Source organism: Nisaea denitrificans DSM 18348 (assembly GCF_000426505.1).
Classification (GTDB): Bacteria; Pseudomonadota; Alphaproteobacteria; order Thalassobaculales; family Thalassobaculaceae; genus Nisaea; species Nisaea denitrificans.
Genome location: NZ_AUFM01000011.1, coordinates 57,128 through 81,352, shown reverse-complemented (window position 1 = coordinate 81,352; position 24,225 = coordinate 57,128). Strand labels below are relative to the sequence as shown.

At 59.4% G+C, this 24,225-nt stretch carries 24 protein-coding genes and 1 tRNA gene; 14 read left to right on the top strand and 11 right to left on the bottom strand.

Annotated elements, in window-relative coordinates; translation table 11 throughout:
• Entirely contained in the window at positions 1-939 is a 939-nt protein-coding gene (locus K328_RS0101160) for a hydroxymethylglutaryl-CoA lyase (protein WP_028464398.1), read from the bottom strand.
• A 191-nt stretch (positions 940-1,130) separates the two neighbouring features.
• On the opposite strand from K328_RS0101160, the gene K328_RS0101155 reads away from it, so the two are divergent.
• Positions 1,131-1,637 (top strand): YHS domain-containing (seleno)protein, encoded by a 507-nt coding sequence (locus tag K328_RS0101155; RefSeq protein ID WP_036552999.1) that lies wholly within the window; start codon positions 1,131-1,133, stop codon positions 1,635-1,637.
• A complete protein-coding gene (locus K328_RS0101150; protein ID WP_084608036.1) occupies positions 1,630-3,168 on the top strand; it encodes a sensor histidine kinase in 1,539 nt (512 codons plus the stop codon). Before K328_RS0101155 ends, K328_RS0101150 begins: the two co-directional genes overlap by 8 nt.
• On the opposite strand, the gene K328_RS0101145 is transcribed toward K328_RS0101150, so the two are convergent.
• Positions 3,088-3,699 (bottom strand): LysE family translocator, encoded by a 612-nt coding sequence (locus K328_RS0101145; protein WP_028464395.1) that lies wholly within the window; start codon positions 3,697-3,699, stop codon positions 3,088-3,090. The genes K328_RS0101150 and K328_RS0101145 overlap by 81 nt on opposite strands.
• Positions 3,700-3,804: 105 nt before the next feature.
• Here K328_RS0101145 and K328_RS0101140 point away from each other — a divergent pair, with 105 nt between their 5' ends.
• Both K328_RS0101140 and K328_RS0101135 read left to right on the top strand, forming a co-directional pair.
• Entirely contained in the window at positions 3,805-4,737 is a 933-nt protein-coding gene (locus K328_RS0101140; RefSeq protein WP_028464394.1) for an SMP-30/gluconolactonase/LRE family protein, read from the top strand.
• 169 nt (positions 4,738-4,906) lie between these two features.
• Positions 4,907-6,301 carry an MATE family efflux transporter gene (locus tag K328_RS0101135; RefSeq protein ID WP_028464393.1) on the top strand — a complete coding sequence of 465 codons (1,395 nt, stop codon included), beginning with the start codon at positions 4,907-4,909 and terminating at the stop codon, positions 6,299-6,301.
• A 2-nt stretch (positions 6,302-6,303) separates the two neighbouring features.
• Here the strand turns inward: K328_RS0101135 and K328_RS0101130 are convergent, their stop codons facing one another.
• Positions 6,304-7,875 carry an alkaline phosphatase family protein gene (locus K328_RS0101130; RefSeq protein WP_084608035.1) on the bottom strand — a complete coding sequence of 524 codons (1,572 nt, stop codon included), beginning with the start codon at positions 7,873-7,875 and terminating at the stop codon, positions 6,304-6,306.
• An 89-nt stretch (positions 7,876-7,964) separates the two neighbouring features.
• Between K328_RS0101130 and K328_RS22005 the strand changes: the two genes are divergently transcribed.
• From K328_RS22005 to cysE, 3 genes are all read left to right on the top strand, one after another.
• The gene (locus tag K328_RS22005) at positions 7,965-8,285 is read left to right on the top strand and encodes an ArsR/SmtB family transcription factor (RefSeq protein ID WP_036552997.1); all 321 of its coding nucleotides are present in this window, start codon (positions 7,965-7,967) and stop codon (positions 8,283-8,285) included.
• A 49-nt stretch (positions 8,286-8,334) separates the two neighbouring features.
• Entirely contained in the window at positions 8,335-9,381 is a 1,047-nt protein-coding gene (locus tag K328_RS0101120; protein WP_036553328.1) for a permease, read from the top strand.
• A gap of 123 nt (positions 9,382-9,504) precedes the next feature.
• Positions 9,505-10,323, top strand: coding sequence for a serine O-acetyltransferase (gene cysE, locus K328_RS0101115; RefSeq protein ID WP_028464390.1), 819 nt, complete (start codon positions 9,505-9,507; stop codon positions 10,321-10,323).
• A 39-nt stretch (positions 10,324-10,362) separates the two neighbouring features.
• On the opposite strand, the gene K328_RS0101110 is transcribed toward cysE, so the two are convergent.
• The gene (locus K328_RS0101110; RefSeq protein ID WP_245577368.1) at positions 10,363-11,118 is read right to left on the bottom strand and encodes an IclR family transcriptional regulator; all 756 of its coding nucleotides are present in this window, start codon (positions 11,116-11,118) and stop codon (positions 10,363-10,365) included.
• Positions 11,119-11,376: 258 nt separating this feature from the next.
• On the opposite strand from K328_RS0101110, the gene K328_RS0101105 reads away from it, so the two are divergent.
• From K328_RS0101105 to K328_RS0101090, 4 genes are all read left to right on the top strand, one after another.
• Positions 11,377-12,438 carry an NAD-dependent epimerase/dehydratase family protein gene (locus K328_RS0101105; protein WP_028464388.1) on the top strand — a complete coding sequence of 354 codons (1,062 nt, stop codon included), beginning with the start codon at positions 11,377-11,379 and terminating at the stop codon, positions 12,436-12,438.
• A 10-nt stretch (positions 12,439-12,448) separates the two neighbouring features.
• Positions 12,449-13,708, top strand: a complete 1,260-nt coding sequence (locus K328_RS0101100) for a TIGR04372 family glycosyltransferase (RefSeq protein ID WP_028464387.1) — start codon at positions 12,449-12,451, stop codon at positions 13,706-13,708.
• Positions 13,709-13,972: 264 nt separating this feature from the next.
• Positions 13,973-15,241: a TIGR04372 family glycosyltransferase gene (locus tag K328_RS0101095; RefSeq protein WP_028464386.1), complete on the top strand. Its 1,269-nt coding sequence runs from the start codon at positions 13,973-13,975 to the stop codon at positions 15,239-15,241.
• Positions 15,238-16,116, top strand: coding sequence for a DMT family transporter (locus K328_RS0101090; RefSeq protein ID WP_028464385.1), 879 nt, complete (start codon positions 15,238-15,240; stop codon positions 16,114-16,116). Before K328_RS0101095 ends, K328_RS0101090 begins: the two co-directional genes overlap by 4 nt.
• Before the next feature lie 31 nt (positions 16,117-16,147).
• On the opposite strand, the gene K328_RS0101085 is transcribed toward K328_RS0101090, so the two are convergent.
• The 3 genes from K328_RS0101085 to K328_RS0101075 form a co-directional block, all read right to left on the bottom strand.
• The gene (locus K328_RS0101085; RefSeq protein WP_028464384.1) at positions 16,148-17,380 is read right to left on the bottom strand and encodes a hypothetical protein; all 1,233 of its coding nucleotides are present in this window, start codon (positions 17,378-17,380) and stop codon (positions 16,148-16,150) included.
• 275 nt (positions 17,381-17,655) lie between these two features.
• Complete coding sequence (locus K328_RS25475) at positions 17,656-19,071, bottom strand: ATP-binding protein (protein WP_051284265.1); 1,416 nt, start codon at positions 19,069-19,071, stop codon at positions 17,656-17,658.
• Between the two features lie 23 nt (positions 19,072-19,094).
• Positions 19,095-19,781 (bottom strand): response regulator, encoded by a 687-nt coding sequence (locus K328_RS0101075; RefSeq protein ID WP_051284726.1) that lies wholly within the window; start codon positions 19,779-19,781, stop codon positions 19,095-19,097.
• Positions 19,782-20,011: 230 nt separating this feature from the next.
• Here K328_RS0101075 and K328_RS21995 point away from each other — a divergent pair, with 230 nt between their 5' ends.
• A complete protein-coding gene (locus K328_RS21995; RefSeq protein ID WP_051284262.1) occupies positions 20,012-20,836 on the top strand; it encodes a MipA/OmpV family protein in 825 nt (274 codons plus the stop codon).
• A gap of 18 nt (positions 20,837-20,854) precedes the next feature.
• The gene (locus K328_RS0101065) at positions 20,855-21,091 is read left to right on the top strand and encodes a hypothetical protein (protein ID WP_028464382.1); all 237 of its coding nucleotides are present in this window, start codon (positions 20,855-20,857) and stop codon (positions 21,089-21,091) included.
• A gap of 37 nt (positions 21,092-21,128) precedes the next feature.
• Here the strand turns inward: K328_RS0101065 and K328_RS0101060 are convergent.
• Positions 21,129-21,215, bottom strand: a tRNA-Leu gene (locus K328_RS0101060).
• Between the two features lie 144 nt (positions 21,216-21,359).
• Between K328_RS0101060 and K328_RS0101055 the strand changes: the two genes are divergently transcribed.
• Complete coding sequence (locus K328_RS0101055) at positions 21,360-21,941, top strand: YqaA family protein (protein WP_028464381.1); 582 nt, start codon at positions 21,360-21,362, stop codon at positions 21,939-21,941.
• A gap of 24 nt (positions 21,942-21,965) precedes the next feature.
• Here K328_RS0101055 and mnmA read toward each other — a convergent pair whose 3' ends face one another.
• The 3 genes from mnmA to K328_RS0101040 all read right to left on the bottom strand — a co-directional run bounded on the left by mnmA (position 21,966) and on the right by K328_RS0101040 (position 24,210).
• Positions 21,966-23,141: a tRNA 2-thiouridine(34) synthase MnmA gene (mnmA, locus tag K328_RS0101050; protein ID WP_028464380.1), complete on the bottom strand. Its 1,176-nt coding sequence runs from the start codon at positions 23,139-23,141 to the stop codon at positions 21,966-21,968.
• 65 nt (positions 23,142-23,206) lie between these two features.
• A complete protein-coding gene (tenA, locus tag K328_RS0101045; protein ID WP_028464379.1) occupies positions 23,207-23,893 on the bottom strand; it encodes a thiaminase II in 687 nt (228 codons plus the stop codon).
• The gene (locus K328_RS0101040; protein ID WP_028464378.1) at positions 23,890-24,210 is read right to left on the bottom strand and encodes a 2Fe-2S iron-sulfur cluster-binding protein; all 321 of its coding nucleotides are present in this window, start codon (positions 24,208-24,210) and stop codon (positions 23,890-23,892) included. The genes tenA and K328_RS0101040 overlap by 4 nt, the downstream gene beginning before the upstream one ends.
• Positions 24,211-24,225: the final 15 nt, after the last annotated feature.

Genomic DNA, 24,225 nt, shown 5'->3' with positions numbered 1-24,225 from the left:
TCAGCCCACTGCCGTCTGCACGTCCCCCATGGAATGCAAGTCGAGCCGCGGCCCGGCTTTCATCACCTGGCCAGGCAGCGGATGCCCGAGGGCTTCTTCCACAATGCTGGCGATCTTCATCAATTTGCCAAGATCGATACCCGTCTCGATGCCCATTTCATGCATCAGATAAACGAGATCCTCGGTGCAGATGTTCCCAGTCGCCTTCGGTGCGAACGGGCACCCGCCGGCGCCGCCGAATGAGCTGTCGAAATGCGTGACGCCTTCATCGAGGCCGGCAACCACGTTCACCAGGCCGATACCGCGCGTGTTGTGGAAATGCAGATGGATCGGCAAGCTCGGCACATGCTCTTTCAGGTAGCGCACATTGCGGGTCACCAGCGGCGGCGTCGCCATGCCAGTGGTATCCCCGAGCGCAACGCCCTGAAAGCCGAAATCAACAAAATGCTTGGCTATATAACCGAGCTGTTCAGCCGGAATGTTCCCCTCGAACGGGCAACCGAAGGAGGTGGCAATCGCGGCCGAAACCGGGATCTTCGCTTCCTCGGCGATCTTGGCCACCTGAGCAAAACCGGCCAGTGACTCATCGACAGTGCGGTTCACGTTCTTCTTGTTGTGGCTCTCGGAAGCGGAGACAAAGACGATCATCTCGTCGACGCCGGCTTCGGCGGCGCGGATGGCGCCCTTAACGTTCGGCACCAGAGCTGCAAGCACTGCGCCCTTGGATCGGTCGACGCCGTTCAGAACCTCAAGAACGTCCGCCAGCTGCGGCACGGCGCGCGGCGAGACGAAGGAGGAAAACTCCATGCGTTTGACGCCTGCATCGACCAGATCGTTGATCAGTTTGATCTTCAGTTCCGTCGGAACGAATTTCGGCTCCGCCTGAAGGCCGTCCCGCGGCCCGACCTCAGTAATTTCCACCCGTGTCGGCCTTGCCATTTTCTTGCTCCTTTTGAGGGTCATTTACGACCAATTAGCATTTTGACGGCATCCTAGCGAATTCGGCGGTGCAAACCAGCTATCGTGTCGGAACCAATCCTGTTCCGGAATCCGGAGATGGAACGGGCGTTTAGGAATTGGTAACGAAATTCCCGGATAGTGATTCTGACAATAATTCGCGAGTACCGACGATGTACCGAAGCCAGAGTAAAGCCCGTCAAAACAACGGGGTTGCGCCGTTCATAGCTGCATTTGTTTTCGCAGCCCTTTTCTGTTGCGCACAGGCATTTGGTGCCTCTCCGGACCTCAACCTGGACAGCAATGGCCTTGCGCTTCGCGGCTACGACCCCGTGTCCTATTTTTCCGACAACCGGGCGGAGCGGGGAAAATCCGGTATTAGCGCTGAGCACGGCGGTGCTACCTACTATTTCGCCAATGAGAATAACCGGGACGAGTTTCTCAGGGAGCCGAGGCTCTATGAGCCTCACTATGGCGGCTTTTGCGCTTATGGCGTTGCCGTTGGCCAGAAATTCGACGGAGACCCGGAAGTGTTTGCGATTGTCGAAGGCAAGCTCTACCTGCAGCTGGACAGGGCCACGCAGACTCTGTGGAAAGCTGAGCTGAACAAGAACATCGCAATCGCCGACCGAACCTGGCCCGTCATAAAGCCGATCCCGGCCGCGGCCCTCAATGAGTAATCCGCACTCACATCCCGACTGGACCGTGCACCCCGTTCGCCTGACATCCATCAGCACACGCTACCTGATGCGCTTTGTGCCGATCATCCTGGTGATTTTCACGATCCTGATTTCCATATACGGCACAATCGCTTACCGGGAAGCAATCAGCAGTCTCGAATCCAAGCTCGATACTCTGGTCTCCCGGCAATCCCTGCTGATGGGCGAAGCCGTGGCGGAAAGCCGGAATGACCGCATCGGGCTTCTTGTCGCACAAACCATTGCCGATCGGGATGTCGCCACGATTGCGGTACTCGACAATAGCGGCGCCGCGCTCAACAAATATGGCACAATGCCTGATGTAAACGCCCCGCTCACCCGCGCAGTTGCCATCAATTACATGGGTGACAACAGTTTTAAGAGGGTCGGCACACTCGTCATCAGCATGAGCAAAGAGCCCGCCGTGGAGCGGCTGACATACACTCTGTTCTGCATCGCTCTGCTAGGCATTGCCTTGCTCGCTGCCGCCTCCGTCGCCGCCCACCTGGTCTTGCGAACAACGGTGAGCCAGCCGCTGGACAAGATGCTGACGGCTATCCGCATCCAGCGCGAAAGCGGCGCGCGCATCCCGATCGACTGGGACAGCGAGGACCAGATCGGCCAGGTCGTGTCCGCCTATAACGCCCTGCAGCTGCGTCAAACGAAAACGGAAAGCGATCTGACCCGTTTGCGTGTGAAAGCCGAACGTGCGCACCAGTCCAAATCCGATTTCGTCGGGCGCGTGATCGACGAACTCCGGACACCGCTGAATTCAATCGTCGGGTTTTCCGAGATTGTCAGCAGCCAGCGGTTCGGACCCGACACGATCCACCGTTATCTCAGTTATGCCGGCAACATCAATCAGGCAGCGCGGCACCTACTGTACCTGATCGAGAATGTTCTGGATCTTACACGGCTTGAAGGCGGTGAGGTCGAGCCAGTCTTCGCCCCGGTGAAAGTAGAGATGTTGTTGCGGCGCGCGGAAAACACCGCCTCTTCCCTGTCACGCAACAAGGGCGTGCGCCTGACCGTCAACCCACCGACGCCCGGCTATGCCCTGAATGTCGATGCGGAACTTATCGGCACGCTGCTCGGAAAACTCCTGGAAAACGCGCTGCGTCACACGCCCGACGACGGGAAGGTAGAGCTTACCTTCGTCGTTTCCCCGGGCGGTACGGCATCCTTCACCGTGCACGATACCGGCAAGTCGATTCCCGAGGCGGAGATAGAGCGCCTGCTCATTCCCCTTGCTGTCTCCAGAGAGATTGACGAACGCCGCTTCCATGGCACAGGGCTCAGCTTGCCAATCTGCAAGATGCTGGCTGAAATGCACGGCGGCACGCTTGAAATCACCAACCCGTCGACCGGTGGCTCGGCCGTTTCGCTTCTCCTGCCGCCGTCTCGGGTAACGGAAACTCCGGAGATCGATCCCTCAACGGGTGGCGATGTAAACCCCAGCCCCAATCATCGCGCTTCCAGCGCTTCTGTTCAGCACCTTCACGGCCCGGTCTGACCGGAAGACCTTCCGAGCCTTGGCGGCCATCAATCCGTAGAAATTGTTCACCACCAATATAGCAGCGACAACGATCACGGCGAGAATGGTGATATCAGGCGCCCTCAGCGTTTCAAGATCGACGAAGGTGGGCAGAAAAGCCCCGTAGAACAGGATGACTTTCGGATTTCCGAGAGTGATCAGGACACCGGCCATGATCTCCCGGAACAGGCCTTTCGATGCCTGCGGTCGGGCGTCCAGAGGTTCCGGCTTGGCGAGCCACAATTTGGTGCCAAGCCAGAGCAGATAAGCCGCCCCGACGAACTTCACCACAATGAATATCTCACCAAGCAATTCGGCAATGATCTGCAGCCCGAATATGGCCAGCATCAGGAAGATCAGATCGCCTATGCAGACGCCGATATTGTACTGAAAACCGGTCCAGAACCCGGTGGCGAGAGACTTGGCGATGGTTGTCAGCATGGAGGGCCCGGGCGTCAGCATCAGGATGACCATACCAAGCGCGAACGCGAGCGCAGTTTCCAGTGTCATGAGGTGGTTCCTATCGGAAGGATTGAATTTGCCTGATTGCACGGTCCGTCGGCGCTGGCCGATACTTCCCTAAAACCATAACAAATGTTGGGGAAGGAAGTACAAGTGTCAAAGATCAGGATCATCACTGACGGGCTCATGTTTCCCGAAGGACCGATCGCGATGCCCGACGGCTCCGTCGTCCTTGTCGAGATCGGGCGCGGCACGCTGACCCGCGTCTTTCCGGACGGCAAGAAAGAGATCATCGCGGAAACCGGAGGCGGCCCGAACGGCGCGGCCATCGGCCCGGATGGGCACTGCTATGTCTGCAACAATGGCGGTTTCGCATTCGAGCGAGGCCCTCAGCCCGGCAACATGCGATCGATCGGACAGGCTGCCGACTACAAGACCGGCCGGATCGAGCGGATCGACCTGAATACCGGCAAGATCGAACGGCTCTACGACAGCTGCAACGGCCGCAAGCTCAAAGGCCCGAACGACATCGTTTTCGACCGCAATGGTGGATTCTGGTTCACCGACCTCGGCAAGGTCCGCGAGCGCGATATGGATCGCGGTGCAGTCTATTACGCGAAGACCGACGGCAGCATGATCAAGGAAGTCATCCAGCCTATCATGACTCCGAACGGGATCGGCCTCAGCCCCGACGAGAAAACACTTTATGTCGCGGAGACGGAGGGTGCCCGGCTGTTCGCTTACCCGATTACCGGAGAGGGTGAGGTTTCCAAGATCGGTTTTCCTCCGTCCCTGAACGGAGGCAAGCTGGTGAATGCCGATGGCGGCTGGAGGCGCTTCGACTCACTCGCGCTCGAGGAGAACGGCAATATCTGTGTCGCCACCCTGATGACCGGCGGCGTCACGGTCGCCCATCCGGATGGCAGTACGGTCGAATTCTTCGAGACCGGCGATCCCTATACAACCAACATCTGCTTTGGCGGGGCCGACCTGAAAACCGCCTTCCTGACGCTCTCATGGGCCGGACAGCTGGCTGCGGTGGATTGGCCGCGAGCAGGGTTACCGCTGAATTTTCTCAACAAATAGTGGCGCTTGGCGAACCCGGGAGGGTTCGCCTTGACCCCTCCGCTCATGAGGTCTAAAGACACCTTATGGAAACGAACCTGCAGGCTCTAACGGAACGAATGACCGCGTAACTGGCCCACCGGCCCGCGACGTCTCCCCTTTTCGTATCCTTTTGAGCCTGAGCTGTTTGATGTCCGTTCTTCACTCCCGATCTGCCCCCATTACCTGGCGCCGTGAATTGGCAGCCACCCTCAGGCTTTCCTGGCCTCTGGTGCTGACCCAGCTCGCCACAATTGCCCTGACCACGGTCGACGTGATCATGATCGGCTGGCTGGGTCCGGACGAGCTGGCGGCGGCAACCCTCGCCACTTCGCTGATCTTCCCGCTGACCTTTTTCGGCATCGGATTGCTGGCTGCGACCGCAGCCATGTTCAGTCACGAGATCGGCGCAATCAGACTACGCGGTGTGCGCCGAACCTTGCGACAAGGGTTCTGGGTCGCGATCTCGCTCTGCCTCCCCTGTCTCGTCTTCCTCTGGAATGGCGAGGCCCTGATGCTGCTGATGGGGCAGGATCCATGGCTGGCCGCCTCTGCCGCCGACTATGTCCGTCTGGCGATGTGGGGACTGCTGCCGCTGATGTGCTTCACGGTGCTCCGCAATCTGGTTACCGCCCATTCCCGGCCACGCTCCTCCTTGATCATTCTCATTCTCGCCATCGGTGTGAATGCGGTGGCGGACTACGCGCTGATATTCGGCAACTTCGGAGCGCCAGCTCTCGGTCTTGAAGGCGCCGCACTGGCGACACTGCTTGTTCAGTGCTTCATGCTGCTGGCCCAGACCCTGTTCGTCGTGACCGACCGGAAGTTCCGCCGCTACAACCTGTTCGGCAGATTCTGGCGGCCTGACTGGGTCCGTTATCTGGAAATCATGAAAATCGGCATTCCGATCGGCCTGACAGTTCTTGCGGAGGCCGGCCTGTTCGCTGCCAGCGCCTTCATGGTCGGGCTGTTCGGGCCGGATCAGCTCGCAGCGCATGCCGTGGCCATCCAATGTACCTCGGTCGCCTTCATGATCCCGCTTGGCGTCAGCCAGGCAGCCACCATTCGCGTCGGTCTTGCAATGGGCCGGGACCGCCTTAAAGGTGCACTTCTGGCTGGCCGGGTTTCCACTTTCGTCGGTATCGGGATAGCAGCCCTGACCGCGCTGACCTTCTGGCTCGCCACCGAACCTTTGGTCGGACTCTATCTCAGGCAGGAAGACCCGGAGAACGCAATCCCGATTGCCCTGGCGGTCGAATTCATCAGAATTGCGGCGATCTTCCAGCTCGTCGATGCGGGGCAGGCTGTCGGCGCCGGTAATCTGCGTGGCCTGAAAGACACCACGATCCCGGCAATACTGGCTTTTCTCGGCTATTGGGTCCTCGGCTTTTCGGCCGGCGCCTATCTCGCCTTCACTTACGGGCTGCAAGGCGCCGGGGTCTGGATGGGATTGGCAGTCGGCCTGACCGCCGCCTGCTTCGCCCTGATCTTCCGGTTTGAGCTGCTGATGCGCCGGATGATCAGGCAGCGCCCTGCAACCGCCTGATGTCAGGCGGTGCGTCGGCCGCCCCGCAGATAATGGTTCGGAACGCCTTCTATCTGGGCGACGCGGAGCTCCTGGGCATAGTCGCCACGCTCCGCCCTGATCAGCATCTCCTTCCAGAACGGCGCCGGCGCTTCGATCCGGAAAGCCTCGGCAAGCACTCGTCCGGTCGTGCTTTCCGGCGCCTCGACGTCAAGCGCGGCAAGCATGGTCGGCAGGATGTCGACCAGACCGGTCGGCGTCTCGACGATGTGGTCCTGACGGAACAGATCGCCGCCAGCGGTCAGCAAATTATTGATTTCATGCTGATGCAGTCCGCCGTGGATGCCGCCGCCCGGCGGAATATCGCTGTTATCCGCAAAGCAGAGTCCCGGATATCCATGTGCGTTCGCCCCGTCTGAAGTGCGCAGTACCATATAGAGGTCCGGGGCGCGTTCGCTGGACACATTGATGGCACTCATCGGCAATGCGCCCTTCAGATCGTCCCGGCTGAATACCAGACCGCACCAGTCCTGCTCGATAAGCCAGTGGAACACCTTCTCGGTCATGGCCTGATCACGATCCCGAATGCTGATGCCACCCGCATAGCTGCGCTTCACCACGACATCCACGTCGGGGCCAATCGCTTTACCGACACGGAAGCCCGCCTTGGTCAGCTCCTCCGCAACGTTGATCTGGCGCGTTGCTGTAATCTGGCCGTGGTCGGACGCGGCAATGATCTGCCACCCCTCTTCCCGGCCCTTTTCTTCCCACCAGTCGAGGATACGCCGGAACGCATCGTCCACCGCCTTGACCGCTGCAAGAGAGTCCGCCGAGCCGATTTCCTTGTAGTGGAAACTCAGGTCCGGCTCGTTGAACCAGATCACCTGGACGTCCGCATCGTGCTTCGGGATGAATTCCTCAAGCAGCACGGTGGCCGCGTAATCCTGCACGGCGACATTCGGAAACTGCTGTTCCGGCACCGGTCCATGCCGCTCGATCACACCGTTGAAATCAGCGGCTGGGCTGGAGATATCGGCACCCCAGATCGAGAAGACCGGCTGGCCATGCTCCGCCGCATTAAGATTGAGCAACCGGGCATTGCCGATCTTGCCCGTGGTCACGACCCCGTATTTCAGCCCGGCCTCATGCAGGATCTCGCCTGTGTTGTGCGCGCCTTGCAACCGGCCATAACGGCGGGCTGCCTCGGCCATCTTGGCATCGTCCGACGTGTCCATCGGGCCATCGAAACCGAGCGCGGGATCATAGAAAGAATTCCCCATGATGCCGTGACCCGGACGCGCACTATCCCCGAGACTGTGCTGAGCAGCGTGGCCCGGAAAGGAACCGGTGACAAAGCTGGAAACCTGCACCCGCGTCTCCACCGGGAAAACGGACGCGCTGTTTGGGAAGTCAGTCCAGGACTGGCGGAAGCCATGAATGTTCGGGGCGGTATCCGGCCGCACCATGTCGCGACGCAAACCGTCGAAAAGGACAAACAGAAAACGCGGCCGCGCCATGGAACCCTCACATAAAGTCAGCGAATTAACGGCCGCATTGTCGGCCTGCTTTCGGGCATCGGCAAGACGATGATCCATGAAAGCTCTATGACAGCGCCAGATCACAATAGTTCGATAAATCTAGAATTATCGTTGACCGATCCGATTTCGACACTTACCTTTGCAGCATGGACATAGAAACCGCCTCAAAATGCCTGTCGGAACTTGGCAACCCGCATCGCCTCGAAGCCTTTCGCCTTCTCATCAAGGCGGGGCCGGAGGGGGTGACGGTTGGCGATATTCAAAGGCATCTGAATATCCCGAAATCCACGCTCTCTCATCATATCTCGCATCTCGTCTGGGCCGGTCTGGCACGGCAGGAGCGAGAAGGCCGGGTGCTTCGCTGCACGGCAAATTTCGAGCTGGCCGATGCCCTGGTTGCGTATCTCTGCGCCGAGTGCTGCAGCGGTCTGGACGTTGTGCAGACAGACGAGACGCAGGACGCGTGAGTTTTTTTGACCGTATAGTTCGATGATTCCGGAAGGATCGGATAAAATCATGACAACAGCAGACCTGACACGCACCCTCTCGCTTCGCTTCGGGCGGATCGACCGGGTCTGGATCGCAACCGCTCTTTTATTTGCCGCCCTCGCCCTCCTTGTTCCCCAGCAGATCGGGGAAAGTGCGGTCTTCACACTAGATGCTCTTCTGCATGTCGGCCCCTTCATAATCCTTTCCGTCGTTGTCGCGGCCTTTGCTCGGGCAAGCGGGCTTGACCATCAGATCGGACGCGCCTTCTCCGGGAATGCCACACAGGCCATCCTGCTGGCTGCCCTTTTCGGCTCTCTATCGCCCTTCTGCTCCTGCGGGGTCGTGCCGATCATTGCAGGACTGCTGGTCGCTGGCGTGCCGCTGGCGCCGGTCATGGCCTTCTGGCTTGCATCACCGCTGATGGACCCGGAAATGTTCATCCTGATGACTCCGGTGGTGGGCCTGGAGTTCACTTTTGCGAAACTTGCCGCCGCCTTCAGCATTGGTGCAATTGCCGGCTTTGGCACGCACCTGCTGGTCAAGGGTGGCGCCTTCAGGGACGCCCTGCGCCCCGATCTCGCAAAATCCTGCGGCTGCGGTAGCTCCAACGCTCTGAAGACAGACAAAATCGTCTGGGGTTTCTGGAAAGACCAGGAGCGCCGGGCAGCCTTCACCGGTGAAGCCAAGCGGTCCGGGTTTTTCCTGCTGAAATGGCTGACCCTTGCCTTCACCCTGGAAAGCCTGATGGTGGCCTATGTTCCGGCGGAACAGGTGGCAACATATCTCGGCGGTGACGAATGGTGGACGATTCCGGCAGCGATCCTTGTCGGCGTACCGAGCTACCTGAACGGCTATGCGGCCATTCCGCTGGTCGGCGGGCTGATGGATCTCGGTATGACGCCCGCCGCCGGTCTCGGCTTCATGATTGCCGGCGGCATCACCAGCATTCCGGCCTCGATGGCAGTCTTTGCCCTGGTGCGCGGCGGTGTCTTCACCTGGTATCTGGCGCTCGGGCTGCTTGGCTCACTCGCCGCGGCATATGGGTTTTCCCTCTATCTTGCGGTTTTAGCATGATATCCTTGCGTTAAACTGGATATTGCTTCCGCATTTGGGATACCTACCTATCCTGAACAACACCGCCGCCCCGGACGGGCGGCGGTTGCCACGGACGCCGGCGAGACGGCGGGGAGAAACAGCATGGTAGACGCCAACCCGAAGCCGAAGGCGGTAGTCGACCCGGTCTGGAGCTCTATGCTCACCGATGCGGCCCAATGGGCGGAACAGGAATCCGCTCTGGCAAGCTGGATGCACGCCAGCGTTATGGACCAGCGCACCTTCGAGGATGCGCTGGCCTATCTGATTTCCCAGAAGCTTGGCGGCACAGAGATGAGTGATCTCTCGGTCTATCAGGTCGTGCACAACGCGATGCTGTCCGACGCCACCATCGGAGAATCCGCCCGAGCGGATCTTTCCGCCACCTATGACCGCGATCCGGCCTGCACCAGCTATCTTGAGCCGTTCCTCTATTTCAAGGGCTTCCATGCCCTCCAGGCCTACCGGATCGGTCATTGGCTCTGGGGCCATGACCGGACGTTCCTGGCGAAATACTTCCAAAGCCGGATCAACAGCGTTTTCGGTGTCGACATTCACCCTGCTGCCCGCATTGGCAAAGGCATCATGGTCGATCACGGCACCGGCGTCGTGATCGGCGAAACCGCAATTGTCGAAGATGGCGTCTCCCTGCTGCACGGAGTGACGCTGGGCGGCACAGGCAAGGAAACCGGCGACCGGCATCCGAAGATCCGGCGCGGCACCATGATTGGCGCCGGGGCAACCGTGCTTGGCAATATCGAGGTCGGCGAATGCTCCCGCGTCGGCGCAGGCTCTGTCGTGCTCAAGAGCGTCGACAAGAACACGACTGTCGCCGGCGTTCCGGCGAAAGTCGTCGGCAGTGCCGGCTGCGCCCAGCCGGCACTCTCCATGGATCAGCAATTCTACGCCGAAGAGTACGACTGAGGCGCAGCGGCAAGGCTTATAGGAAGCCGGGCTTTGGCTTTACGCCTTTGTGTCCGGCCAGATTCCGCCAAGCGCCGTCGTTGCTTCCCGTGCAACAGAGCAGACGATCTTGCCGAGCTTGTCGATCCGCTCATCCGTGATCCGCGCCGTCGGCCCGGAAATGGAGATAGCGGCAAGCGGCTCGCTGTGATGACCGAAGACGGCCGAGGCGACACAGCGCAATCCCACCGAATGTTCCTCGTTATCGACGGCGTATTCGACCTCACGGACTTTCGCCAGTTCCTGCTCCATGCGCGGCAACGCATCGATGGTACGGCGGGTCTTGTGTTCCGAGCCGACCCGCGTCAGCAACTTTGAAACATCTTCCGTTTTCATCCGCGCCAGCAGAGTCTTGCCCACAGCCGAGCCGGCGATCGGTACCCGCGCGCCGGGTTTGGCGAATGCCCGCATCATTTCCCGACATTCGACCTGGGCGAGATAGACCATTTCATCGTGGTCGCGGACAGCCAGGTTCACCGTCTCCCCGCTTTCCTCCATCAGGCGCCGCATATAGGGTCGGGTAATCGCCACCAGATCGCGCGTGCGCAGGAAGGCATTCCCAACGGCGAAACACTGGACGCCTATCTGCCAGGCGCCACGCTCGGTATCGAACCGGACATAGCGTTCCTGCTGCAAGGTTGTCAGCAGCCGGTGCACCGTCGACGGTGGTAAAGTCACGGTATGGGCAATCTGGGTGAGGGTCATGCCGTCTTCGTCGGCAGCCAGCGCATTCAAAACGCTAATGGCGCGCGCCACGGACTGGATTTGGCCAGATCTTTCGGAATCTGATCGCTTCGGTATTGCGTTCATGAACTCGGTATCTTCCCTGTCTTTTTTGTATACAATTTAGTTCCCTACACCGGTCCGTTGGATCGCCGATTTCCGGCATCTTAGATTTCCGTATCGTGGGATACAATTGCATTCTGAGAATGAATTGTTCCGATTTGCATTTGCCCCGCGCCCGGGGCTGCGTTAAGCCGGATCAGGACAGGCTTTGAACCGTAAGTCAGACACATGCGCATTCTCGTAACCGGAGGGGCCGGCTTCGTCGGCTCCAACCTCTCTCTTGCCTTCAAACGCGACAATCCAGGCGCCGAGGTGATTGCCGCCGATAATCTGAAACGCCGCGGCAGCGAGCTGAACCTGCTGCGGCTGCGCGAGGCAGGTGTCCAGTTCGAGCATGCCGATATCCGCGACCCGAGCGACATCGCAGCTCTTGGCCCCATGGACCTGCTGATCGAGTGCTCTGCAGAGCCCTCGGTCCAGGCCGGATACGGCGGAAACCCGGCCTATCTGATCGACACAAATCTTCGTGGCACACTGAACTGCCTGGAGGCCGCAAGGACACACGATGCGACCTTCGTGTTTCTCTCTACCAGCCGCGTCTACCCGATCGACCTGTTGCGCGCGCTTCCACTCGAAACGAGATGCAACCGGCTCGTCCTGCCGTCAGGTGCCGCAGGGCCCGGATGGTCAGAATATGGCATCGCCGAGGACTTTCCCCTCACTGGTCACCGTTCCCTCTACGGCACGACAAAACTGAGCTCGGAACATTTCATTGAGGAATACCGGGCCGCTTTCGGATTGAAAGCCATCATCAACCGCTGCGGCGTTCTCGCGGGGCCATGGCAAATGGGCAAGGTAGACCAGGGCTTCATGAGCCTCTGGGCGGCCCGCCATCTCTATGGCGGCACTTTGTCCTACAACGGTTTCGGCGGTCACGGACACCAGGTCCGTGACGTGCTGCATGTGGACGATTTGTATGACCTGATTGCCCTTCAGCTCACCAAAGCAGAGGAGGCAACGACAGGCGTCTGGAATGCCGGTGGCGGGGCGAACAATGCAACCTCGCTCAAAGAGCTGACGGACGCCTGCTCCACGCGATCCGGACGCTCCCTCGGGATCGCGTGCAATCCCGACACAAACCCGGCGGACATACCCTGGTTCGTGACAGACTCCCGCAAGGTCTCACGCACGTTCGACTGGCGACCAAAGCGAACGCTGGACGATCTTCTCGACAATATCTTCGAATGGCTGGAGGTCCAGCGCGCGACGCTGGAACCTCTGCTGAGATAGAGGCCCGCAGATGGCGGATGAGCAAAAGCCGAGCCGGCGCGACGAACTCTCGAACATCCTCGCACCCGAGCACGTCACCGCGTTTGTCCGCGAGATCTCAGGTTACCTGTCGTCAGGAACAGCATCCGTCGCTCACATCATGCCGCTGGCGTGGCGCATCGGACATCTCGCAATGGAGCCCCATGCACTCTGGGAGCTGTTCAGAGAAAGTCACGACCAGCAGATCATTGTCATCCCCCCGGCAACGCGTGCCTACCACAGCGCGGGCGTACGTGCCGTAATCGAGCCCTTTGTTACAATCGCCGAGACGACCAACAGACAAACCATGCTCATGGGCCACATGGATGCAGGAACTCTCAGTGTCGGCCCTCTAACCTGGTACCAGCGCGGTCCCGCCGGGCTGCTCGACGATTACATTAAACTCCTCAATAATGCCGGTCGGCAGCCGCGCCATTTCCCCATCCCGGAAAAAGTGTCATTCGCTGCGCAAGAATTCTGTGAACGGCGTGGAATAGGAGAGCGCGACCGAATTGTCGTCCTCAATGTCCGCGACCGTAATTTCCTGCCTGACCAGGACGCACATTTCTATCGCACCGCAGATATTACAACTTACGAGCCAGCGGTACGGTATCTGCTGGATCAGGGATATTGGGTCCTGCGCACCGGCCTGGCCGGTTCGGTCGATGCACCGTTCGCCCATCCCCGCTATCTCGATATCTGGAAGGAGCCGGACTATACGGACTTGCTGGATCCCGGCCTGATCGCGCGCGCGCACTTCGGAATCTCCTGCTCATCCGGCCCGGAAGCGATATTTCGCATCCTTGGCGTGCCACAACTCATGGCAAATGGTGTCTTGCAATCAGGCATGTGGATGAATCCTCAAGACAAGCTGGTTTTCAAGACCTATCATGCGATCAATGATGGCAAACCGGCGAAACTTCACTCTCTGTTGATGCAAGGCGTAGCTCTCTTTTCCGATGTAGAAAATGTTGCGAGATGCGGGTTTACGGTGAAGGACAACACCGCCGAAGAAATCCTGGAGGCTGTGATCGAGATGGACGCCTCACTTTCCAATGAACACCGTCCCGACGAAACCGCCAATCAGCGTTTTCTGAAAATTGGTGCCGATTACCAGGCCTTCCTCGGAAACACCGGCCATCCGGCTGATCGCAGATCCGTTGCTCGCCGCCAAACCCAATACGGCTACGCTCTTCCTTGGACACAACTTGCAGATAGTTATGTAAGTTTCCATCCGGAATTTCTCGAATAGATACTGTGACTAGGATCAGCGCTCCGGAATTCGGCAAATCATCCCCTAACGCTCAACTTAATCACTATCCCGGACTATCGCAGTCACTCGCAATAATCGCATGTTTGGATTATCTGTTTGCCTTTTGCGTTTGCCCCGCGCGCGGGGCTGCGTTAATCCGGATCGGGATCAGGTTTTGGAAAGTAAGTCAGACGCATGAGCATTTACATAACGGGTGCGAGTGGATTCACACGCTCCACTCCATTTTATTATGAGCGCTGAGCAATGTCAGATTCCGCCGGTCCCTATCGCCTCAGCGAAGAAGAACTCAAGAACGTTTTTGCCCCCGAGCGCGTCACCCGGCTGATCCAAAGCCTCGCCCCCTATCTTGCGCAGGAAGGGCGAACAGCCCTCCACATCCTGCCGCTCGCATGGCGCATCGGGCACTTTGCAATGGAGCCGCACGCTTTCTGGGAACTTTATGGGGAAGAGCATGCCAGATTGGTGCTCCTGATTCCGAACCGCTCCATCGCCCAGCATAGCCTCGGCCTCAGATCAATCCTCGAGAACATCTTCAAACTCGCGGAGACAACGGACGGCGACTTGCTGCTAATGGGGCACATAGGGGCCAGCATTACGCGGGCTGGCAAGCTTACATGGCATCAACGCGGAACCACTGGACTGCTCGACGACTATATCAAAGTCTTGAACACCCCCGGGCGGCGCCCGCGTCACTTCCCAGTGAGCCAAGACGTGACGACCGCAACAAATGATTTCCTGACATCGCTTGGCATCTCGCCTTCCGACCGGATCGTCGTCCTTAATGTCCGCGATCTGAATTTTCTGCCCGACTTGAAAGTGCACGCCTTTCGCGCGGCCAATATCGAAACCTATAAGCCGGCCGTGGAGCAACTCTTAGAAAACGGATACCGGATCCTGCGCATCGGCGTCCGTGATTCAATCCCGTTGACGTTGGAGCACCCGCACTATCATGAGGTCTGCAGGATCCCCGAATATTCGACCCTGCTTGATCCGGGGTTCATCGCCCGCGCCCATTTTGGCATTACCTGTTCGTCTGGCCCGGAAGCCATCTTCCGGATACTCGGAGTGCCGCAGCTCCAGGTGAACGGCGTCCTGCAATGCGGCATGTGGATGAACGAGCGCGACAGGCTGCTCTTCAAGACATACCGGAAGACCGATAATGGTCGCGTGGCCAGCTACCGGGATTTGCTCGAAGCTCATGTAGCTGCTCGCCCCGCAACCGCCGAAGCCCTTGGCGAATGCGGGTTTTCAATTGAAGACAACACTGCGGAGGAAATCCGCGCAGCGGTTGACGAAATGCACCGGACGCTCGCCGGTGAGCATGTCGAAGATCAGGCAGCTACGGCACGGTTTCTGGAAATCGGTGGCGACTATCACGCCTTGCTCGAAGCAGGTGGCGAACCAGTCGACCCATCATCAATCTCTGCCAATCAGACCCAATACGGCTACGCTCTCCCATGGACGCGGCTTGCTGACAGCTATCTGGAAACCCATCCGGACTTTCTTGAATGAACAAACTCGTACAGGTCGCCGCCCCGGTGATCTTTGTCGTGCTCTGGAGTTCGGCATTCATCGCCGCGAAATTCGGCCTGTCGCATGTGGAGCCACTCACCTTCATGGCGAGCCGGTTCGGCCTCGTCACGGCAATCTTTGTTGCCATTGCCCTGATTACCGGCGCCCGCTGGCCGAAGAGCGTGCGCGGCGTCTTCGATATCGCCGTGGTCGGCTTCTTCCTGCACGCAATTTATCTCTCAAGCATCTTCACCGCCATACACGGCGGCATGCCGTCCGCACTGGTCGCTCTCGTCACCGGGCTTCAGCCGGTCCTGACCGCCATTGCGTCAGGCCTTTTTCTTGGCGAGCCGCCGACACGCCCGCAGTGGTCGGGCTGTTTTGTCGGTTTCGCCGGTATGGCACTGGTGCTGTCTGACCGGATGAGTGTCGACGGCGTCAGCATGACCGGCATCGGACTCTCGATTCTGGCCCTTGCCTCGATCAGCATCGGGACGCTCTATCAGAAACGCTATGCGACCGACATGAACCTGATCACCGGCAGCGCCATTCAGTGCGCGACCGCTTTTATCGTGACCCTCACCGGTGCGGCGCTGTTCGAAAGCATGGTTCTGGTTCCGGCACCCGCCTTCATCGGCGCCTATCTCTGGCTCTCTCTCGTTGTCTCGCTCGGGGCCTATTCGCTGCTCATGACGCTGATCAAACATGGCCAGGCCACGAAGGTGGCAAGCCTGTTCTATCTTGTGCCGCCGACGGCAGCCGTCATGGCATATATCGCATTCGGGGAGGAAATAACGCCTGTTGCCGGAATCGGCATTCTGGTGACGGCGATCGGTGTTGCGCTGGTCGTGTTTCCCCAATCGGGGCGGCGTTGAGTCGAAACGCCGCTGAAGCCCGCATTCAGGTTCAGGAAATCAGCCGACCCGCCTCTTCATCGGCATGTTTCTTCTGGCCTCTCTCGACCCGGCGCGCCAGCTCATTGTCCAACTCCTCGGTCGACCAGGAATGCATAGCCGCGACAATCTTCACGCGGGCGCGTTCGATACTCGCCTGACTGTCGAAACCGTCTTCCGGATGAAGTTCCCGATGCGGAATGATCGGCAGGAAATTCATGACATACGCAACGGCCCGGTCACGGTTTTCAACACAGTCCGGCTTTTTGCAGTCCAGTGCATCGGCCTCTGTCCAGTACTCGATCAGGTCATTCCAGCCATCAAGCGCAAAGGCCACATCGCGGCGCAGCTTGATGAGGTAGGAAACATTCGTGTCCTGCTGGGAGAAAACATTGGCAAAACTTCCCAGAAGGGAATCCAGCGTCACGATCCGCTCATCTACGTAGCGGATGGTCTGATCGACGACTTCGAGCAAAACGTCCGCTGCCGCAGCGTATTCATCCGGCTTCTGCTCCATATAGGCGGCGACGGATTTCCGGAATTCCATCAGGTTGACATGTTCGAGGAACAGGTGGCCGTTGGTGCGGTCTGCCTGAGTGCCTTTCACGGTTCCGAACGGTGTGATCAGGCCGACCAGTGGTTCCAGCCATTCCCGCACGTTGTCGATGCTCACACCGCTGCGCTGGGAGGCGAACAGGAAAACCCGGTCGATCAGCATCTCAAGGTCGAAATGCGTCCGTGACTCTTCGGCGGTCATCAGATCGACCAGCGTTTTGGTATTAGCGCCCGCCATTACCGGGTCACCCCGTTCGATACCGCATTCCTTCATCAACTGGGCGATACAGGACATTCGGACAACTTCCTTGTCCTCGCTATCCTGCTGGGCCTGCTCGCGCGCCCTGGCTCTCTCTTCCGGATCGTCTGAATAGGCGGCATTCACCTTGTGAAGAAGCTCGCGCACCTGCAACGGGTCGATGCCATTCTTGCCGACAATTCCCGGAATACCTTCGTGCAGCTCCCTGTCCCGGTCTGACATCTGAACGAAATCAGGTAGGTCCTTCCAGGGCACCACCATCAACTCGCCACGCCGGCCACCGCCGAAACTCGGGATCACCGCTTCGAGGATTCTGTCATTTCCGTGCTGATAAAGACGGGCGCGTGTATGGCGCAGGGAATCCCCCGACGTGAACGGGACACAGGTCCCGCGCCGTTCGAAGGTTTGCGCGACACTGATATTATTCGCCATATGGCGGAATCCTAAAGCTTGCAGGTTGACTAATTAGCGCAAAAATCGGTGCTTTTTGCAAGATTTTCAAACTATGAAGCGGTTTGGTGAAGCTCAGGTTTTCTTATAAAAAACGGCAAAAATTATACGGCTTTCCTCCTTGCCGAGCCCGGGAAGAAATCCCAACTCATCAATTGCTTCGGTCACCCCCGGCCTGGAAGGCTTCCCGGTCGGCAAATGGCATCGCAGAGACCGTTCCTCACATTCGCAATGAGCCTTAATCGGCAGAACAGCCGCTAAGAAAGCCGAGGCAACGTCACAGTGACCTCCAGGCCGTGCGGTGCTACCGGCGCAAAGGTCAACATCCCGGAGTGAGCACGAACAACCTCATCGGCGATGGTGAGGCCGAGGCCACTGCCTCCGGTATCGCGGTTGCGCGAAGCCTCCAGCCGGACAAAGGGACGGAGAGCAGCTTCGACCTGTTCAGCGGGAATACCCGGCCCATCGTCCGACACCGTCACTCGAACCAATTCAGCGGTAACACTGAGCGTCACACGCACTGAAGTCGCGTATTTACACCCGTTGTCGATCAGGTTTGTAAAAGCACGGCGAATGGCCACCGGCTGACAGGAAACGGGTGCATGGTCCGGTCCGTCATACGTAACCGTGCCGCCGGCATCGGATGCCGTGTCGCAGATACTGATCAGGAGCGAGGCCAGGTCGACCGTACCAGTCCGCTCTTTGTTGAGCTGATGGCTTGCGAAGGTCATTGTCGAGCTGACGATTGCTTCCATGTCACCGATATCGGCCAATACCATGCGCCGTTGCTCTTGATCCGGAAGATACTCCGCGAAAAGCCGGAGCCGCGTCAGCGGTGTTCGCAGATCGTGCGAAATGGCGGCGACCATCTGAAGGCGGTCGTCGACGAAACGCTTCAGTTCATGCTGCATCTCGTTGAAAGAGTCCGCGATCGCCTCCAGCTCGGGGCTTCCGTAATTGCCGAGCAGCGTCGGCTCGCGATCCCGGCCAAGACGTTCCGCAGCGGCGGAGAGATCGGTCAACGGCCGCGCAATGCTGCGCGCCACCCAAATCGACAGGCCGCAAATCAGCAGAATGGCCGCGATCGGCACCAGCAGGTTACGGACGAAGCGGGCAGCTTCCAGCCCGTCGCTCTTGGGTGAGATCGTGAGCCAGCCACCAGACGAAAGCCGGACAGCGATCCGCATATGCTCGACGACCATCTTGTCGATATTGTCGTCTATCAGATTGGTGATCAACATCGGAATGCTCTCGAGTATGATCACGATCGGTGTCAGGGCGCGCTCGGGTCCCTCAGTATCAACTGTCCGCACAAGCACATCATCAACCGGGACACCAAGACGCCGGGCCAGATCTTCCCGGAAGATTCCGAATGCATCCTGCTCCCATTGATTGGTTATCGACGGCTCGACAGTCTCCACGAAATCAAGCCATTGGGCTGCCGGCAGGGTCTCCCGTACCACAACCCACTCGTCCCCATCGGTTTGCTCGGCGCGTTGCACCGTTTCGGCCACTGTATCGACCAGCCAGGTCTTCTCAAAAAACAGGACGTCGGGCATGCCGATCACCATGCCCATAATCTTGTCCGTTGCCGTTGTCGCGACCAGCGTGAGGACGATGACAATGGCGATCCGCGGGGCAAGGCGCAGGCGGGACCAGAAAGGTATACGCATAGGGTGGCTCTCTTCTTGATTGGCTATCGCTCATCCCCGGCCATGGGTGAGGCTGTGACTGTAGCGGTGAAAAAATACCCCTCGTTGCGAACCGTCTTGATGAAGACAGGGCTCTGCGGGTTCGCCTCGATCTTGCGGCGAAGCCGGCTGATCTGGACGTCGATACTGCGGTCGTAAGCCTGACTAGACCTGCCGTGTGCAAGATCGAGAAGCTGGTCGCGGTTCAATGCACGCTGCGGATGCTCAAGGAAGGCCAACAGCAAATCAAACTCGCCACTCGTGAGGTCCGTTAACGCACCGCCGGGTGAAACCAGCGTCCGGCGATTGGCGTCCAGCACCCAGCCCTCGAACTCGTAAGTCGCGCTCCCGCGATGTTGCGGAATGGTACTACCCGCCATCATCCGTCGGGTAACGGCGCGGATACGAGCCAGCAGCTCGCGCGGATTGAATGGTTTCACCACGTAATCGTCGGCGCCAATTTCCAGCCCGATGATGCGGTCGGTGTCGGCGTTCATCGCGGTCAGCAAGATAATCGGCACCGCACTTTCCGCCCGCATCCGGCGGCAAAGAGACAGACCGTCTTCTCCCGGCATCATGATATCGAGAATGATCATGTCGATCCGCGCGTTGGCGCTCACCTCAAACATTTCCACCCCGTTACGCGCCTGACTGACGCGGAGCCCGTGATCGACCAGGAATCGCGCCAGCATCGTGCGGATGCGCTGATCATCATCGACGACAAGGACATGTGTCCCGCCGCCCTGGGGGTTGCTGCTCTGAATCAATCGGTCTCTCCGTCTGTTTGAGACACTAGCCCATTCCTCTCCCATCAGGATCGCACTGCAACATTCTGAAACACATTGATACGGGGCCGACACACGTTCCGGCGGTGCCTTGCGTAGGTTTTCTGCGCGACACACCCAGCGAACGGATTTTCGACATGAGATGGCATATTACTAAAGCGGTCGGCGCCCGCCTGACAGCCCAGATCCTGATGGTCAGCGGCTTGGCGGTATTGGGCGGCTCCTGCAGTGTCCTGGCGGAGGAACCCGCATCCGACTGGGAGATCCAGATCGGCGCCAGCGCCATGGTCAAACCCGACTATGAAGGCAGCGACGACTACGAGGTGAGCCCACTGCCTCTGGTCAATATCAGCTACAAGGACCGCATCTTTCTGGATGGGCCGTCGCTTGGCGCCAACCTGTTCATCTGGGACGGTCCCCGGCCGGGCGACCAGCTCAAGATCGGCCCTCTGCTGCGCTACCAGATGGGACGGGACGACGATGACAATGATGCGCTGAAAGGGCTTGGCAGTGTCGACGGTTCCGCGGAGGTTGGCGGCTTCATCAGCTATGACAACGGCCCGTACTCGGCCGGAATAAAGGCGTTCCAGGATGTCGGCGACGGGCATGAAGGCATGACCGTCGAGCTTGAAGGCGGATACAGGCACCGTTTCAACGACAGCTGGTCCATGCAAGCTGGAATCGCGACGACCTGGGCGGACGAGGACTACACCCAATCTTTCTTCGGGATCGACGCAGGCCAGTCGCTCCGCAGTGGCTACCGGGAGTACAGCGCCGAAGCTGGCTTCAAGGATGTCAGCCTTTCCCTCGGTGTCAGTTACGCAGTGACCGAGAACTGGAACGTCACCGGAATGGTCGGATACAGCCGCCTCATTGGCGATGCCGCCGACAGCCCGATCGTGGATGAACAAGGTTCTGCGGATGCGTTCATGACCGGACTTTTCGTCGGCTATCGCTTCTAGTCCTGGTGAAAGCGAGACATGCATAAAATCGAGAATGAAATCGCCGCACCGGCGTGTCCGCCAGGACACGACCGGGCGGCCGTTACCGATATCGAGGTCACCGCGGAAATGATCTGGGCCGCGCTCGAGGAATGGTCCGGCTTCGACGAGGCCCGCAACGAGTTGGAGCCTTTGTTCGCGCGCGTCTATCGGGCCATGGTCTGTGCCCGGCGCAATACCGGCATTAACCCGGCTACAATCGCCTGCGCCGATTAAAAATCCAGCCAGAGGGAAAGCACTGTTTGATATGAAATGGTGCCCCCGGGGAGACTCGAACTCCCACTCCGTTGCCGGAAACAGATTTTGAATCTGCCGCGTCTACCGATTCCGCCACAGGGGCCCCGCTTGGCGAGGAGCGCGCATAATAGCCAAAAGCAGGGGCCGGTCAATCCGCAACCGGCAACTTGCACGGCAACCGTAACGACTGCTAAATCGTTCGTCGCGCCGGAAGGAACCCGGCCCGATTTCCGGGACATCTGACAGCATGCTGCAAGCGACCTACGAGCGATTGATGCGGGCCGCCGCGCACAAACGGGCAAATTACTGGCTGGCGCTGATTTCCTTCATCGAAAGCTCGGTCTTCCCGATCCCGCCGGACACCATGCTGATCCCGATGGTTCTGGCCGACCGGCGCAATGCCTGGCGCGCGGCGGGCATCTGCACCATCGCTTCCGTCCTCGGCGGCCTGCTGGGCTATGCTATCGGAGCCTTGCTTTACGAGGCTATCGGCCTGCCATTGCTCGAATTCTACGGCTATGCGGAGAAATTCGCTTCCTTCACCGATCAGTATAATGAATGGGGCGCCTGGATCGTGTTCGGTGCCGGGATCACGCCGTTTCCGTACAAGGTGATCACCATCGCCAGCGGCGTGGCCCATCTCGATCTTGCGGTCTTCGTCATCGCCTCGGTGCTGGCCCGGGGCATCCGGTTCTATCTCGTCGCCGCGTTGTGCTGGAAATTCGGGCCGGCCGTGCAGAAGACCATCGAGAAAAATCTCGGGCTCTGGACCACCGCCGGCTTCCTGCTTCTGGTCGGCGGTTTCGCGCTGATCAAATTCCTGAGCTGATGCTCTTCGGGCTTCTGACGGGGGTCAGGCTGCGGCGGCACTCTCTTCGGTGCCGGTAATCCAGCCGCCACCGAGTACGCGTGTCGATTCGCCCGGCGTGTAGAAGACAGCGGCCTGTCCCCGCGCGATACCATGCTGTGGCGTATCGAGCAGAATGCGGCCCCGTCCTTCGCTGTCCGAATAGATCCGCGCCGTTGCCGGGCGGGTAGCGGAGCGCAGCTTCACCTCGATCGGTATGCCGGCCTCTCCCGGCAGGGCATCGCCGAGCCAGTTCAGCTGGTCCACATAGACGATCTCGCGGCCCAGCGCCTCACGCGGGCCGACCACCACCTTGCTTGCCGCCGGATCGAGCCGGACCACATAGAGCGCGTCTGTGTCCGGATTGCCGTCCTCGTCGCGGCGGCCACCAATACCGAGGCCTTTCCGCTGACCGATCGTGTAGTGAATGATGCCCTTGTGGCGCCCGAGAACGGTGCCGTCGAGATGCACGATCTCGCCCGGTTCGGCCGCGCCGGGGCGCAGCTTCTCGACCAGTTCGGCATAGCGCCCGTTAGGCACGAAGCAGATATCCTGACTGTCCGGCTTGTCCGCGATGGCAAGGCCGAACCTGCGCGCATGCTCGCGGGTTTCCTCTTTTTCCATGCCGCCGAGCGGGAAGCGCAGAAAGTCGAGCTGCTCTCGCGTGGTGGCGAACAGGAAATAGCTCTGATCCTTCTGCGGATCGATGGCGCGGTGCAGTTCCGCCCCGTTCTCTCCCTCGATCCGGCGCACATAATGACCGGTGCAGAGCACATCGGCCTGCAACTCCCGTGCGGTCGCCAGCAAGTCGCGAAACTTTACGGTCTGATTGCAGCGCACGCAGGGGATCGGAGTCTCGCCACGCAGATAGCTGTCGGCAAAATCGTCGATCACTTCCTGGCGGAACCGGCTCTCGTAATCGAGCACATAGTGTGGGAAGCCCAGAGCATCAGCGACATTGCGCGCATCATGGATATCGAGCCCAGCACAGCAGGCGCCTTTCTTGGCCAGAGCCGCACCGTGGTCATAGAGCTGCAGTGTGATGCCGACGACATCGTAACCCTGCTCAGCCATCAGCGCCGCGGTCACGGAGCTGTCGACACCGCCGGACATGGCGACGACGACCCGCGTGTCCTTCGGGGCCTTGGCAATGCCGAGCGAGTTGAGCGTGTGTGCTGTCATAATGGGCGCAATATAGGAAAAGCGGCGGCGGAAACAAGAAAACTCAGCGCATGGCTGTGTTTCGATCAGACGGCATTCAGTCCCATCTGCCAGAAATCCCGCTCCAGCACGGTTGCCGCCTCGAAGGTTTTGGCAAGTTCAGCGAACCGGTCTTCCCCGCCGCGCCGAGCCGCGAGCGCGTCGAGATGCGCCGCAGCACCGCGCGCGACATCCTGATATTCCTCGCCCGCATACATCTCGATCCAGGCGAGATAGGGATTGCCGTCCCGCTTTGTCGCCGGGTCTGCCGCAAGTTGAGCACCGATCACGCCATAGCCAACCACGCAGGGCGCCAGCGCCACATGCAGGTCGAGCATGTCACCCGCCATGCCGCGCTCCAGCACGTAGCGTGTATAGGCCATACAGGCCGGGTCTTCCGGCAGTGCGGCCATCTCCGCCTCGGTCAGCCCCCACCCGGCGCAATATTTTACATGCAGGTCCATCTCCACATCGAGAATACCGGAGATGACGGCGGAGGCTGCGCGCATGTCCTCAAGCCGATCCGCCTTGTAGACAGCAAGGCCATAAGCCCGGGCAAAATGGATCAGGAACAGGTAATCCTGCCCCAGATAATGCTTGAACGCCGCTTCCGGCAATGTGCCGTCCGCCATGCCCACGACGAAGGGGTGCGCGGTATAGGCTTGCCAGGCATCCGGCGCGGAGGCGATCAGCCGGCCAAGGAAGCCGCCTTCAGGGACAAGGGTCTCGCTCACGCCGTGCCGTCCGGCGGCAAGGTCACGACCAGACCGTCGAGTTCTTCCGTGATCCGGATCTGACAGCCGAGGCGGGACGTGTCCACAATATTGAAGGCAAGATCGAGCATGTCTTCCTCGTCATCACTCGGCGCCGGTACCTTCTCATACCATTCCGGAGCGACGTGGACATGGCAGGTCGCACAGGCGAGACATCCCTCGCAGGCACCTTCGATATCGACATCGTTTTCGCGCGCGATCTGCAGCAGCGTGTATCCGAGCGGTGCATCGACTTCCTGACGGGTACCGTCACGGCCGATGAATGTCATACGGGGCAAATCACTCTCCGTTCG